Here is a 14,079-nt window from a genome sequence, read left to right on the forward strand (position 1 = left end):
AACCTCATGTAAGAGCCATCCTCATTAAATTATCTTATAAATACAATTCTCCAAGGAAAGCATCATCCATACTATTATTCTTTTAATTCTATTTCTATAGGCGAACCCTCCGCGCCATATCCCGAGCGAAAATGCGTTAAGCCTTTTTCTTTTGTCCATTTGTATGAAAAATAATATCCGCTTTCTGTAAGCGTGTTATCATAATAAAAACTACAGGTTTCTTCATCGTTCTTTAGTTTCAGATGAAGTCCATCAATATTCTCATCCATATTTTTTTCTGAGCATACTAGTAATCCATCAGAAATAAATTGTTCTTCATCTGGAATATCCTCGCATTGAAGCAAAAGATATATGTCTTCATCTGTCACATAGAAAGTCCCAATATCAAATCTATCCAATACATCATAATAATATCTTTCTAGACAATCTTCATGCTGAATCGCTAAAGAATACACATCCCCATTATTATAACTTTTTATATATGACAACTTTACAGGTACTTCTGTGATATCCTCATTAAAGAATAGTTTAACAGCATACATATACTCTTTTTCACTAGCTTGAAAAAAGAACGGATTATTAGCAACTGGTATATATCCTTGGTTTAGCACATCTGATTTTTCTTCTTTTGGTGGTTGTATACTTAAATCTTTTTCATTGTCTTCGGACACAACATTGTTCAGACTGCATGATGTCTCTTCTTCCCCAATATTCTTGTATGATTTTGAGCATGCTATACAGAAAAAAGAAATCAGTATAAAAATACAAGAATACTTTATTATTTTAGCAGCTTTAAATAACTTCATTATACTACTGTCCTTTCAATGCATTCATAATGCAATATACCCCTACTTGTTTATCAATTTGCTTTAGGTAATGGCTCACTAATGTGCTCCATATGAAGCTGAGAACAATCACACAATTCTTCAAGATAAGAATATAGTAGACTTCCTATATTGGATTCTGTTGTATTCCTTTTATAATCAAGAATCTCTTTATTGAGAGAACATAATGCTCCCTGAACTCCAAGACCCTTTGTTATTTCATCAAAAATGTCTGCATCTATTGATATTAGTTGTTTATCCATCGGTTTTAATCCTCCCGAAAACCACAAGTTTAAAATAAGCAAAAATCTTTCCCATTCTATACTGATATCCTCTCCCAGCCAACACTTTGGCAAATAATGCTTAATTCTGGCAAATAAAATACGATTTTCTTTGCGAAATCCAGTAGTTCAATTTCCAATATAGTAAAAAAGGGGTCTAAGCCGAATTGGCTTAGACCCATAATAAATCAATATTAAGTTGCTACGACATCAATATATCCATGATTGCCATATACACATCGTCGCTGCGGACCTTCCAGTTGTTGCAGAGGGTTTCTGCTTGTTCCTTGGTGGCAACGTGGAAGGACAAGTCCATGGTTGGCACATCGTTTTCTGTGATGCGAAGCTGCACCACATAGCCGCCTCTGTCAGCCTTGAAATAGGTAGCCTTGTAGGAGTTTTCCTCCTTCATGGTGATGGAATTAGCTTTTAAATATTTGTTGATGTCTTTTGAAAGGGCTGGTGTGATTTTTTCCTTAAAAAGCTCCAAGGTCTTTCTGCCCTCTTCTGTGATGGCGTAAGTGGTGTTGTTGTGGTTGGTTCGAGATAGAACCAAGCCAGCATCCTCGTCATCACTAATGGCCTGCTGGGCCGTAAAATAATCTGTCAAATCTCCTTCAAGAAAGAAGTTTGTAATCTGGCTATTACTAAGAGGAAATCCGCTTCGTTGAAGTAATTCTAGTATAGTAATCTTGTAAATCAAATTTGGTTCCGCCATGGAATCCCCTCCTATTAAACTTGTAAATCTTTAAATAAAAAGCTTAAACTAAAGCTTTGATAGCGTTAGCTACAGCCACTGGTACACGAGGGTCGAAGGCTTCTGGAAGAATGAATTCATCAGAAAGCTGGTCGTCAGAAACAAGACTGGCAATAGTCTCTGCCGCTGCAAGCTTCATCTCCTCAGTGATTGCTGTGGCACGAGCCTCTAAAGCACCTCTGAAAATACCAGGGAAGGCCACAACGTTGTTTACCTGATTTGGGAAATCAGAACGTCCTGTACCAATAACTCTGGCACCTGCTGCCTTAGCCTCGTCTGGCATAATTTCTGGTGTTGGATTTGCCATAGCAAAGAGGATTGAATCCTTTGCCATTGAAGCAACCATTTCCTTAGAAACGATACCTGGTGCAGAAACACCTACGAAGATATCTGCTCCCACAAGAGCATCTGCAAGTGTTCCTTTTTTGTGAGAAAGGTTTGTCACCTTTGTCATTTCCTGCTGCATCCAGTTCAAATCTGGATAATCTGGACCAATGATACCCTGACGGTCGCACATTGTAACATCCTTAAAGCCGTATGTGAGAAGAAGCTTTGTAATAGCAATGCCGGCAGAACCTGCACCGTTAACTACAACCTTGCATTCTTCCTTTTTCTTTCCTACTACCTTAAGGGCGTTGATGATACCTGCTAAAACAACGATAGCTGTACCGTGCTGGTCATCATGGAAAACTGGAATGTCCAGTTCTTTCTTTAGTCGCTCCTCGATTTCAAAGCATCTAGGAGCTGAAATATCCTCAAGATTGATTCCTCCGAAGGTAGGTGCTATAGCCTTAACTGCAGCAACTATCTCGTCTGGATCCTGAGTATCTAAAACGATAGGGAACGCATTGACACCACCGAATTCTTTAAACAGTACACATTTACCTTCCATAACTGGAAGACCTGCAAGTGGTCCAATATTTCCAAGACCAAGTACTGCCGAACCATCAGAAACTACAGCAACGGTGTTTGCCTTAATAGTGTAGCTGTAAGCCTGTTCCTTGTCCTCAGCAATAATGCGACAAGGTGCCGCTACGCCTGGAGTATAAGCAATGGATAAGTCTTCTCTGGTTTTGACAGGTGCCTTTGCCACTGTCTCAATCTTTCCATTCCACTGCTTGTGTAAAAATACTGCTGTTTCGTCAATTGATGCCATTTCATTATCCTCCTTGTGTTCCCTCATTAATCACCCACGGTGACGGTGTACCCTTTTTATCTAGATATAACTAGATAACTCGTTTGCGAATAACCATGTCGATGTAATCGTCGTTGCACTTTGTATGTGCAAACATATTCAAGATTGTTTCGATAGCGTCCTCTTTACGAGCACTATTTATAGCTTTTCGCATTATTTCCATAGCATCAAGCTCTTTTCTTGAAAGCAGTAAATCCTCTCGTCTTGTGCCAGATGCTGTGATATCTATAGCTGGGAATATTCTCTTCTCTGAGAGCTTTCTATCAAGGATAAGCTCCATGTTACCTGTACCCTTGAACTCCTCGTATACAACGTCGTCCATCTTTGAACCTGTCTCTACAAGAGCTGTTGCAAGGATTGTAAGGCTACCGCCCTCTCTCATGTTACGAGCTGCACCGAAGAACTTCTTTGGCATATGAAGAGCTGCTGGATCAAGACCACCTGAAAGAGTACGACCTGATGGCTGTACTGTAAGGTTGTAAGCTCTGGCAAGTCTTGTGATAGAGTCAAGAAGGATCATAACATCCTGACCGTGCTCTACAAGACGCTTTGCTCTCTCAATAACCATTTCAGAAACACGTCTGTGATGCTCTGGGCTTTCATCGAAAGTAGAATATATAACCTCAACATTTTTGCTGTTTCTCATGGTGTCCTTCATATCGGTAACTTCCTCTGGACGCTCGTCAATGAGAAGGATGATAAGGTGCATATCTGGATGCGAGTAGTTAACAGATGTAGCAACCTCTTTTAAAAGTGTGGTCTTACCTGCCTTAGGCTGGGCAACAATCATACCACGCTGGCCCTTACCAATAGGGCTAACCAAATCAACAATACGCATAGCTACAGAACTGCGCTGACGCTCAAGACGAATTCTTTCATTTGGGAAGATTGGTGTAAGATCCTCAAAGTTTGGTCGTCTTGTGGCTGCTGCTGGGTCGTAGCCGTTGATTGTATCGATAATCATAAGAGCTGCGAACTTATCTGTTGGATTGTTAAAACGCTTCTTTCCAATGATGATATCGCCGGTCTTAAGATTGAACTTCTTAATCTGTGACTGAGATACATAAACATCCTCAGTGCCTGGCATATAGTTATCGCAACGGATGAAACCAAAACCGTCACTCATAACCTCTAAGATACCGCTGGCAGAAAGAAGTCCGTCCATAGGAATATCCTGAGGAAGGCCATCATTTCGCTCCACCCTCTCAGTCTTTTCCATTCTCTCAGCTCTCTCTGGGCGTTCTACACGCTCTACACGCTCTGCTCTTTCAGCTCTCTCTGGGCGTTCCACACGCTCAATTCTTCTAGGACGCTCTGCTCTTGGAGCTGACTCCTTAGCTTCCTTTACTTCTTTTGCTGGCGCTTCGCTAACTGCTGGATCTTTAGCTGCTGCTTCCTTTGCATCGATTTCGTCCTGAGCAAGCATAGCTTCGACTAAGTCAGCTTTTTTCATAGAGGATACGCCTTTTATCCCCCTAGCCTTCGCCAAGTCACGTAATACCGTAACTGCTAAACTCTCGTACTTTTCTCTCATTTAACTCTCCTTAATTTATTGTATAAAAAAATATTTACGTCATGGAATTAAAAGTCGAATCGACTATTGAATTAAACCTGATGATAAATGAATTATATACTCTGGTTAAGGCAAAAACAAGGACTTCAAAAATTTTTTACAAAAAATTTTTGAAGTCCTGCGTATTATTCTTGTAATGACTCCATAATAGGTGGAATCAACTGCTTCTTTCTTGAAACTACACCTTCAAGGATGTAGCTATCTTTCTCTACAGGCATTCTAAATGCATCTGCAATAATCTTGTCAGCTTCATCACCAACAAAGAGAAGCTCAGTGCTCTCATTGAGGATGTCAGTAAGCATTACGAATACAGCGTCAAGCTCAGAAGAACTCTGAAGTGACTTCATGTATGTCTTAATGCCATCCTTGATGTTGTTAAGCTGGCTCTTAGAAATTGAGCTAACCTGAGAAACACCAAAGTTGATATCTCCGCTTGAGAATACCTTGTAATCCTGGTGAAGAATCTGCTCTGGAGTCTTATCCTTGAAGTCGCTACCTGCCTCAAACATTGAAGTAGCAAGCTCTGTAATATCAACTCCTGCAATTTCAGCAAGCTTTCTACATCTTGACTCGTCACTACCTGTGCAGGTTGGTGAACGGAACATAAGTGTATCTGAAAGGATAGCTGAACAAAGAATTCCTGCGATTGGCTTTGGAATCTCGATTCCTCTCTCTTCAAACATAAGAGAAACGATTGTTGCTGTGGAACCTAAAGGCTGGTTTCTGAAATAAATTGGAGAAACAGTCTCAAGAGAACCAAGTCTGTGGTGATCGATGATTTCAAGTACCTCAGCCTGATCAAGGTTGTCAACGGCCTGTGACTTCTCGTTGTGATCCACAAGAATAATCTGCTTCTTCTGCATATTTAAGAGAAGTCGACGTGAAACCATTCCCACGTAATGTCTGTTTTCATCAAGGATTGGGAAATCTCGGTGACGAACAGACTTCATAATATCTCTAACATCATCTACATAGTCGTCTAATTCGAAGCTAACGAGGTCGTCTGTCTTCATGAACTGACGAACTGGCATTGACTGGTGAATAAGACGAGCAACTGTAAAGGTGTCGTATTCTGTTGTAATAACTACACACTGATTCTTTTCAGCAAGCTCTGCAACCTCTGGATCAACCTGGCTTGCGCCGCAAACGATAAGGCAGCTACATCCAGCCTCGATACAAATAAGCTGACGAGCTGTAATGTTACCGACGATTGCAAGATCATCTACGTTAATGTCATCCATCAAATCCTCACGGTTGCTAGATGCAATAACAACTGAACCCTTAACAAAGTAAGCATGTGGATTACCTGTAACAAGTGTTCCATTTAATGTGCTAATGATGTTGCTATACTGTGTTCTTGCACGTGAAAGGATGCTGTTGTCATATACATCCATGTAAGAATAAGCAATATCACCATTAACGATAACACCTTCCAATTTGCCAGTCTTACCAACAACTGGAAGTGTAGCAACATCGCGCTCAAGCATAAGCTCCCATGCTTTTTTAAGGGAGATATGGCCATCAACTGGCTCAAGGCGACGATATTCAATATCTGTAAGCTGTGCGCCTACGTCTGTAACTGTTTCTGGCTCTTCGATTCCGAAGCGCTCCAAAACATAACGGGTCTCCTCGTTGAGTTGACCCGCCTTTTTAGGCTCAAAAACTACTCCAGTACCATACTTTTTAGCAATTTGATTCTTAAGATAAGCGTATGCAATTGCTGCACATACACTATCTGTGTCTGGGTTTTTATGCCCAACAATATAGACCGAATTCGGCATATTTCCTCCGTAAATCTAAATGTATAACTTAAAATATTCCTATTGCAGCTAATAATGCTGCGATGCTCACTCCAAGAGAGAGAGCTACAAGTACAATAGCGGTAACTGAAAGCTTCTTTAATGAGCTGTAATGCTCAAGTTCTTTTAAAGCCTGCTCCTCACTATTGTCATGTTCCTTTAAGAGATCCTGAATCAAGCGATAAAGGTGAACTGACTCTGAATGAGTCTTTTCTGAAAGCTCGCTTTGAATGCTATCAAGACCTGCAGACACATTTCTGAGTGTATCCTGAAGATTTCTGTTATGTGTCTCATAGGACTCTTGATTATCGTTCACTTGGCCCTTAATGTCAAGTTCAAGTTGATCCATGTTGTTTTTTACAACCTGCATCATACGATCGACCTGAGTCTCTACGTCAGCTACAAGACCATCAGCTTCTTCCTGCTTTCTGTTAAGCTCCTCCTGGAGTTTAACGTTGATAGCTTCCTTTTCTCTAACTAAAGCTTCAAGCTCAGCTGCCTTCTGCTCTTTTGCAGCAATAAGCTGCTGAAGCTGTGTTGCCTTCTCACGGAAAGCATCAATTTGCTCAAGAAGCAAATCCTCTCCGTTGTCAATTTCGATAGATGTTACGCTAACAGTTGGAGCCTCTTCAGGTTCAACCTCAACTGGCTTCTCTGTATTTGTAATGTCTGTCTCCTCAAGATCAATCTGCTCTACATTAATGTTTTCCATAGCATTTTCTCCTTTTTTTATTTCCCCTTAATACATTTAGAATTCGAACTTATCTGCAAAGTATGCATCTAAGTCAGCAATAGCTACACGCTCCTGCTCCATTGAATCACGGTGACGAATTGTAACCATGTTGTCTTCCTCAGAATCGAAATCGTAAGTGATGCAGAATGGTGTTCCGATTTCGTCCATACGACGATATCTCTTACCAATTGTTCCTCTGTCATCAAATTCACAATTGTACTTCTTAGAAAGCTCTGCAAATACCTTCTCAGCACCCTCGTTAAGCTTCTTTGAAAGTGGAAGCACACCAATCTTTACAGGTGCAAGTGCTGGGTGGAATCGAAGAACTGTACGAACATCGCTCTTTCCATCCTTACCAACTTCTTCCTCGTCATAAGCTGCACAAAGGAATGCAAGAACTACACGGTCTGCACCAAGTGATGGCTCGATAACGTATGGAAGATACTTTTCATTTGTTTCATCATCGAAATATGTAAGATCCTGACCTGAAACATTCTGATGCTGTGTAAGGTCATAATCTGTACGGCTTGCGATACCCCAAAGCTCACCCCAACCAAATGGGAATAAGAACTCGATATCTGTTGTGCCTGTTGAGTAGAATGAAAGCTCCTCTGGATCGTGGTCACGAAGACGCATCTCATCCTCTTTCATGCCAAGGCTAAGGAGCCAATCACGGCAGAAGCCTCTCCAATACTGGAACCACTCGTCCTGTGTACCAGGCTTGCAGAAGAACTCAAGCTCCATCTGCTCAAACTCACGAGTACGGAAAGTAAAGTTACCAGGTGTGATTTCGTTACGGAAAGACTTACCAATCTGACCGATACCAAATGGAACCTTCTTACGTGATGTACGCTGAACGTTCTTAAAGTTTACAAAAATACCCTGAGCTGTCTCTGGACGAAGGTAAACTGTGTTCTTAGCGTCCTCTGTAACACCCTGGAAAGTCTTAAACATAAGGTTAAACTCACGAATATCTGTAAAGTTATGCTTACCACATGTAGGACATGGAACATTGTTGCTCTCGATAAATTCCTTCATCTCATCCTTTGTCCAGCCGTCAACTGAGCCCTTGAGCTCGATGTTGTTCTCTGCAGCAAAGTCCTCGATAATCTTGTCAGCTCTGAATCTCTCGTGACATTCCTTACAATCCATAAGTGGATCTGAGAATGAACCAAGGTGTCCAGATGCAATCCATGTCTGTGGGTTCATAAGGATAGCACAATCAACACCAACATTGTATGGATTCTGCTGAACGAACTTCTGCCACCAAGCCTTCTTTACGTTGTTCTTAAGCTCAACACCAAGATTTCCATAATCCCATGTGTTTGCAAGACCGCCGTAAATTTCAGAGCCTGCGTAAACGAAGCCTCTAGCCTTTGCAAGAGCTATAATTTTGTCCATTGTCTTTTCCATGTTCAATATTTCCTCTCGTTTCTATTGTTTATCTATTTTATTTAGCTGTGTAAATGATATAAACCAAATCGGTTGCATCACTATTCTCATCAGCCTGTTTAATATTAACTGTGGATGAATCTATGATTTCTGTAGATGGCTCTGAGACGTGAGTGATCTCTCCTGGAACCACAACAGTGCAGTTTTCTTTTACAATAGCCACATTACTATCAGCAAAAGTGGTTTCTGTATCTATTGTCTTACCTTCGGATTTCTTAGAATCAGCAACTACTGAAAATACCTCTTCGAAGTCATATCCCTCCGAAACAGCCCCTTCATAGTTACCAAAGTAAGTATCATAGGAAGTAAAAGCGCTGTAGGCCTTTGCGTCTGTATATGTGGTTTTGATGTAAGCCTGCTTTCCTCTGAAACGGATTTTGTTTAAGGTGACAGCCTTGCTTCCATAAGAATCGTTGAATTCCTTAATCAAATCCTTTGTGTAGCTTTTAAGCTCTGACTTAGAATAGGTATCTGTGTCAAAGTCTGTAACCTCTTCAAATACCACCTTGCCCGATTTATCAAAGGTAAGTGTGGAAACATCTGAAGCCCTACCTGAACCAATTATTGCTCCAAAAAGCTTTACAACTAAGAAAATAACAATAGCTAAAACTAAAGCACAAATCGCACCAAAGATAATGCGATTGCGCATAACCTCACGCTGTCTTTTCTTTCTTCTAGCCGCCTGAAGCTCCTTTGCGGCAACACCCTGTCTTGGTCTACCAGCTTTACTTTGGGTATTTCTCGAACGCATGCCTGTGCCAGAACCAACAGGTCTCTTCTGTGTCATAAAAATTCCTCACTTTTATATTTGTGCGACCTATAGTTTAATCTATAAGAAGACAAAATTCTAGTCAATTCTTCCTCAGTTTCATTATTCAGTACAAAAGTATACAACTTTTCTATCTTGGAGGAAACAATGAATTGCATTGCGTACAAGGTTGACGAGGAAATGTCCGTCCCTGCCTCCAGATTTGCACATTCTCTACAAATGGTTCCATGACGCTTTATAGAAAAAGCCGATAAGTTCTCTTTTTTGCCACAACACATGCAGCTAAAAACGTTTGGATATTCTCCATCTATGACCCAGGTTTTAAGGTCATATATATTTTTTAGAAGACGGTGGGAAAACTTTCCCGATTCCAATGCCTTCAAGCTTTGGTACAAAAGAGCAAGCCTTGGCCTTTCGTCCACTCCTTCAACAGATAAGAAATCTGCCACCTCCAGGAAATAAGAACCTAAGCAAACCTTGTCATAATCCATAACCAAATCCCTGAAGTAATTTGAAATATTGGCCTTACTTATATGGTAGGAATTGCGTCCCTCATAAGCTTCAAAGGTGCCGAAGCAAAAGGGAGAACAGGCTGCTACCAGTGGATTATTGGGACGTCTTGCCCCTTTTGCAAAGCCAGTGACTCTGCCGGATTCCTTGGTAAGAATAACCAATCGTCTATCAAATTCTCCCACATCTGAGCAACTCAGAACAATCCCTGTCAGGGTCACAAGTCCCATTAATTAAATGTCCTCTTTTTTGTATCCAAAATTCTTAAGCTCATAGTCGCTATCTCGCCAATCCTTTTTAACCTTAACAAAGAGCTTAAGATTAACCTTTGCATCTAAGAGCTTTTCTATCTCATATCTAGAGTTGGTGCCGATTTTCTTAATCATGGCGCCACCCTTTCCTATTATGATTCCCTTATGAGAAGTTTTCTCACATATAATAGTGGCCTCAATATCCCACATTGGTCTCTTGCCTGGGCGTTCCTTCATGGTGTCGATTGCAATTGCAATACCGTGTGGAACCTCATCATTGAGGGCATGAAGGGATTTCTCGCGAATGATTTCTGCTGTAATCTCGCGAAGGGTCTGATTTGTAACTGTCTCCTCATCATAGAAGGCTGGGCCCTCTGGAAGATGCTTGAAGATAGTGCTAAGCAAATCATCGCAGCCCTCTCCATGAAGTGCTGAAACTGGAACTACCTCAATGAAATCACAAAGATCCTTGAATGCCTGAATGGTTTCACCAACCTTTGCGCCGTCAGCCATATCAATCTTGTTGATTACAAGAATTACAGGGACCTCAACTGTAGCAAGAAGTTCTGCAATCTTCTTATCTCCAGCTCCAACCTTTGTATCAGGCTCAATAAGCCAAAGGATAAGGTCAACATCGTTGATGGTGCTCTTTGCGGCAGTCATCATGTACTCACCAAGCTTGTTCTTAGCCTGATGCATACCAGGTGTGTCAAGGAATACGATCTGGCCCACTTCACTGTCTGTGTACACAGTTTGAATTCTGTTTCTGGTGGTCTGTGGCTTGTTACTGGTGATGGCAATCTTCTGACCGATGATGTGGTTCATCAAAGTGCTCTTGCCCACATTTGGGCGGCCAACTATTGTAACGAAACCTGATTTAAAATTATCACTCATTCTAATACCTCTAGTCCGTTGGTTACGCCTACAAGCCTTATATCTCTCCATTCAGCTATAAAAAGCTTCATTTGAGAGATATAAGAGCTTGATGTCTACCAACTCACTTAAATAATTTACTAATACAATGACTCTATACTATTAAAAAGTCCCGAGTTCGATGTAATTGCATCTTCGTTTCCCACGACGCAGATGTTTTGCTGAGCGATGGCGGCATCGATTGGGGCAGCCAAGGCTCTAATATCCTCTGCCTCTGCATCTAAAACCTCGTTTCTAGTCTTTTGAAGGTCTTCATAGGTGATGCCTGACATGTAGCAGTTGAGGCCGCGTAAGCCACGCTGGTATGGTGTAAGCGGTGTATCCATTCCGCTGACAGTACCAATAATATACTTAGTCATGTCTCTCTCATCAGCATCAAAGCTTCTAAGATAATCTCCTGTTTCCTCAAACACCTTCAAGGTCTCGGTGAGGTTTGGGTCTCTGTAGGATACAAACACTAAATCACCCTGGCGGCTTGAATTCATGTTACAGCCGTAGGCCCCTCCCTGAACTCTAACCTTAATCCAGAAGTAATCGTAACCTAAAATGGTATTTAGGATACGGAAGGTGCCGTTGTATTCGTAGCCTGCTTTTGCAAAGTCTCCAGCCATTGCCACATATTGAATCTGCGAAGCATCCTTCAAGGCTTCTCTTACTTGATGAGGCTTGAATTCTGTCTTTTCGAATTCAAAGCGTTCCGTAGAAAGCTGTGGTTTGATATCAGTTACCAAACGGCGAGCCTGGCTGAGAACCTCAGCCTTTCCTGTAGAAGATACAATCAATCGTGAAGAGGAGAAAATTATCTCACACAATTTATTTAATCTAGAAATAATTTCTTCTTTCTTAGCATCAAAATTCTCTTCTAAGTCTACTAAGAAGCGGTAAAAGCTAACACCGCTTGCCAGCTCTGAATAGAAAGCCTTCTTTGAGAAGCCACAGCGAGCTCTCACGGCTGCCACCTGGTTTCCTCTAGAACTAAGCTGTGCCTCTAAGTGAGATTTCTCAGCTGTGATTAACTCTCTCAAACGATCCTCATCAGAGAAATCTGTATGAAGCATCATCTCAAGGGCTAAATCCTTGGCTGCATCAGCCTCATCATAAATGAACTTTGAACGAACCTCAAAGGTCATCTTGATTTCATCCTTTGAATGGAACACCTCGTGGATAGCTGTGTTTGTGGTGATTCCACCAGTGTGAAGATACATTTCGTTGGTGAAATCTGCGTATGAATAATGCTCTGTAGCCAAAAGACCAATAATTCTTTCCAGAAGAGCTGTGTAAGGAATCCATTCAGTACTCATATCACTAATATCAAATACCATATTAAAATAATGAATTCCGTTGGTGCTCACCTTGTGATGAAGGATTGTAGTGCCCTCTTCATCATATACTTCCAAGTCAATAGGACGAGCATTTCTGGTAAGGTCACTTCTTGAAAGCATCGGTATCTTAGCCAAATCTTCCTTTGAACTTGGAGTCTGCTGATATTCCTTAAGGTAGGCTGTGTGCTCTACTACTTCCTTAATCTCTGCTGGAGTCATGCTGGCCTTCTTTTCAGCCAAGCGTTTCTTAAGCTCTAAATCATCAGCGCTTGTCATACCCTGCTTTGGTCTGAGGGTGACAATTGATTTGTGATTATTTGATAAGAGATAATCATTGGCAATACTATCAAAGAGTCCGTTCTCAACTCTAGATTTAATTTTATCAAGCACCTCTACAGCATGTAGATGTAAGAATGGTCTGTTCTTGTCGTAGAGCCAGCTATCTAATAGCTGAAGACCAATTATAAGTCCCTTTGGAGCACTACCAAAGTCAAGCTCTCTAGCTCTAAACTGCTCACCATTTATGGAAGCATATAAAGTCTTTTTGTCGATACCCTTTTCAATCTCAGCTCTAAGAGTGTCTTCAATAATCTGAACGAAACGGTCTTTATCCTCTTCATTTGCACCTCTGGCAACGATGCTAAAGAACATCTGTCGCTGTGAGGATTCGAAGGAGCACTCTACATCTTCAGCTATATCTGCCTTGATAAGAGCCTCGTACAATGGAGCCCCCGGAGCGGAAACTAAAGCGTAATTTAATATATCAAATGCTCTGTACATATTAGGATCAAGTACATCACCAATACAAACATTGTAAGAAAGGAAGGTGTTACCCTCTGGATCCTGGTCAGCAGCTATAGGATAATCAAAAGTCTTATCTACTGGCTTATCAAAAGGCTTCTGCATCTGAATTTCAGAATCAACCTCAAGATAATCGTAGTATCTTAAATACTTTGTATCCAAGTATTCCAAAATATCATCTATATCTACATCGCCATATACGTAGATGTAGGAATTGCTAGGATGATAGTACTTGCTGTGGAATGCAAGGAAATCCTCGTAAGTAAGCTTAATAATATCCTTTGGATCACCACCTGACTCGATAGCGTAGGTAGTGTCTGGGAATAGTGAATTGAGAATCTGACGTGAAAGCACATCATCAGGTGATGAAAATGCCCCCTTCATCTCGTTGTATACTACACCGTTGATAGTCAGATCGCTGTTTTCATCTTCCATTTCATAATGCCAGCCCTCTTGCTCAAATATCTCACGATATTTGTAGATATTTGGATGGAAAACCGCATCCATGTAAACATCTATAAGATTCATATAGTCAGTGTCGTTGGTGCTGGCTATAGGATAAACTGTCTTGTCTGGATATGTAATTGCATTAAGGAAGGTATTGAGACTTCCCTTTACTAGCTCAACAAAAGGATCTTTAACTGGATATTTCTTGGAACCACAAAGTACTGTATGCTCTACAATGTGGGCTACACCAGTGGAATCCTTTGGTGGTGTTCTAAAACCTATATAAAAGACTTTGTTTGGGTCATCATTAGAGATGAAACAAATTCTTGCCTTTGTTTTCTTATGCTCAAAAATGAAGCCAAGGGAATCAAGGCCTTCAAGCTTTTCTTCTTTAAGTAGTTCGTATGACTTGTTCATTATATAATTTTCCTT

12 protein-coding genes are annotated in these 14,079 nt (G+C 40.9%); all 12 read right to left on the minus strand.

What is annotated here, in order from left to right; genetic code table 11:
- Positions 1-74: 74 nt before the first annotated feature.
- The gene (locus BLR54_RS04835; protein ID WP_090417537.1) at positions 75-806 is read right to left on the minus strand and encodes a hypothetical protein; all 732 of its coding nucleotides are present in this window, start codon (positions 804-806) and stop codon (positions 75-77) included.
- A 53-nt stretch (positions 807-859) separates the two neighbouring features.
- Positions 860-1,087 carry a hypothetical protein gene (locus tag BLR54_RS04840; protein WP_090417540.1) on the minus strand — a complete coding sequence of 76 codons (228 nt, stop codon included), beginning with the start codon at positions 1,085-1,087 and terminating at the stop codon, positions 860-862.
- A gap of 220 nt (positions 1,088-1,307) precedes the next feature.
- Positions 1,308-1,823, minus strand: a complete 516-nt coding sequence (locus BLR54_RS04845) for a DUF4364 family protein (protein WP_090417542.1) — start codon at positions 1,821-1,823, stop codon at positions 1,308-1,310.
- Between the two features lie 43 nt (positions 1,824-1,866).
- Positions 1,867-3,018 (minus strand): NAD(P)-dependent malic enzyme, encoded by a 1,152-nt coding sequence (locus BLR54_RS04850; protein WP_090417543.1) that lies wholly within the window; start codon positions 3,016-3,018, stop codon positions 1,867-1,869.
- A 70-nt stretch (positions 3,019-3,088) separates the two neighbouring features.
- On the minus strand, positions 3,089-4,591 hold the full coding sequence (gene rho, locus BLR54_RS04855) for a transcription termination factor Rho (RefSeq protein WP_090417545.1): 1,503 nt from the start codon (positions 4,589-4,591) through the stop codon (positions 3,089-3,091).
- A gap of 164 nt (positions 4,592-4,755) precedes the next feature.
- Complete coding sequence (locus tag BLR54_RS04860; RefSeq protein ID WP_090417547.1) at positions 4,756-6,411, minus strand: putative manganese-dependent inorganic diphosphatase; 1,656 nt, start codon at positions 6,409-6,411, stop codon at positions 4,756-4,758.
- 28 nt (positions 6,412-6,439) lie between these two features.
- Complete coding sequence (locus BLR54_RS04865) at positions 6,440-7,141, minus strand: coiled-coil domain-containing protein (RefSeq protein ID WP_090417549.1); 702 nt, start codon at positions 7,139-7,141, stop codon at positions 6,440-6,442.
- A gap of 36 nt (positions 7,142-7,177) precedes the next feature.
- Complete coding sequence (locus BLR54_RS04870; RefSeq protein ID WP_090417553.1) at positions 7,178-8,575, minus strand: glycine--tRNA ligase; 1,398 nt, start codon at positions 8,573-8,575, stop codon at positions 7,178-7,180.
- 37 nt (positions 8,576-8,612) lie between these two features.
- Positions 8,613-9,401, minus strand: a complete 789-nt coding sequence (locus tag BLR54_RS04875) for a hypothetical protein (RefSeq protein WP_090417555.1) — start codon at positions 9,399-9,401, stop codon at positions 8,613-8,615.
- A complete protein-coding gene (gene recO / locus BLR54_RS04880) occupies positions 9,398-10,123 on the minus strand; it encodes a DNA repair protein RecO (RefSeq protein WP_090417557.1) in 726 nt (241 codons plus the stop codon). Before recO ends, BLR54_RS04875 begins: the two co-directional genes overlap by 4 nt.
- A 3-nt stretch (positions 10,124-10,126) precedes the next feature.
- On the minus strand, positions 10,127-11,038 hold the full coding sequence (era, locus tag BLR54_RS04885; RefSeq protein ID WP_090417560.1) for a GTPase Era: 912 nt from the start codon (positions 11,036-11,038) through the stop codon (positions 10,127-10,129).
- A gap of 119 nt (positions 11,039-11,157) precedes the next feature.
- Entirely contained in the window at positions 11,158-14,064 is a 2,907-nt protein-coding gene (locus BLR54_RS04890) for an insulinase family protein (protein WP_090417562.1), read from the minus strand.
- Positions 14,065-14,079 lie beyond the last annotated feature (15 nt).

The sequence above is a fragment of the Pseudobutyrivibrio sp. YE44 genome, assembly GCF_900104335.1.
Taxonomy (GTDB): Bacteria; Bacillota; Clostridia; order Lachnospirales; family Lachnospiraceae; genus Pseudobutyrivibrio.

Bases quoted from the DNA above. Each gene is read 5' to 3' on its own strand.
- era (WP_090417560.1), bottom strand. From the start codon at position 11,038: ATGAGTGATAATTTTAAATCAGGTTTCGTTACAATAGTTGGCCGCCCA.
- BLR54_RS04860 (WP_090417547.1), bottom strand. From the start codon at position 6,411: ATGCCGAATTCGGTCTATATTGTTGGGCATAAAAACCCAGACACAGAT.
- recO (WP_090417557.1), bottom strand. From the start codon at position 10,123: ATGGGACTTGTGACCCTGACAGGGATTGTTCTGAGTTGCTCAGATGTG.
- BLR54_RS04865 (WP_090417549.1), bottom strand. From the start codon at position 7,141: ATGGAAAACATTAATGTAGAGCAGATTGATCTTGAGGAGACAGACATT.
- BLR54_RS04850 (WP_090417543.1), bottom strand. From the start codon at position 3,018: ATGGCATCAATTGACGAAACAGCAGTATTTTTACACAAGCAGTGGAAT.
- BLR54_RS04875 (WP_090417555.1), bottom strand. From the start codon at position 9,401: ATGACACAGAAGAGACCTGTTGGTTCTGGCACAGGCATGCGTTCGAGA.
- BLR54_RS04835 (WP_090417537.1), bottom strand. From the start codon at position 806: ATGAAGTTATTTAAAGCTGCTAAAATAATAAAGTATTCTTGTATTTTT.
- rho (WP_090417545.1), bottom strand. From the start codon at position 4,591: ATGAGAGAAAAGTACGAGAGTTTAGCAGTTACGGTATTACGTGACTTG.
- BLR54_RS04845 (WP_090417542.1), bottom strand. From the start codon at position 1,823: ATGGCGGAACCAAATTTGATTTACAAGATTACTATACTAGAATTACTT.
- BLR54_RS04840 (WP_090417540.1), bottom strand. From the start codon at position 1,087: ATGGATAAACAACTAATATCAATAGATGCAGACATTTTTGATGAAATA.
- BLR54_RS04870 (WP_090417553.1), bottom strand. From the start codon at position 8,575: ATGGAAAAGACAATGGACAAAATTATAGCTCTTGCAAAGGCTAGAGGC.
- BLR54_RS04890 (WP_090417562.1), bottom strand. From the start codon at position 14,064: ATGAACAAGTCATACGAACTACTTAAAGAAGAAAAGCTTGAAGGCCTT.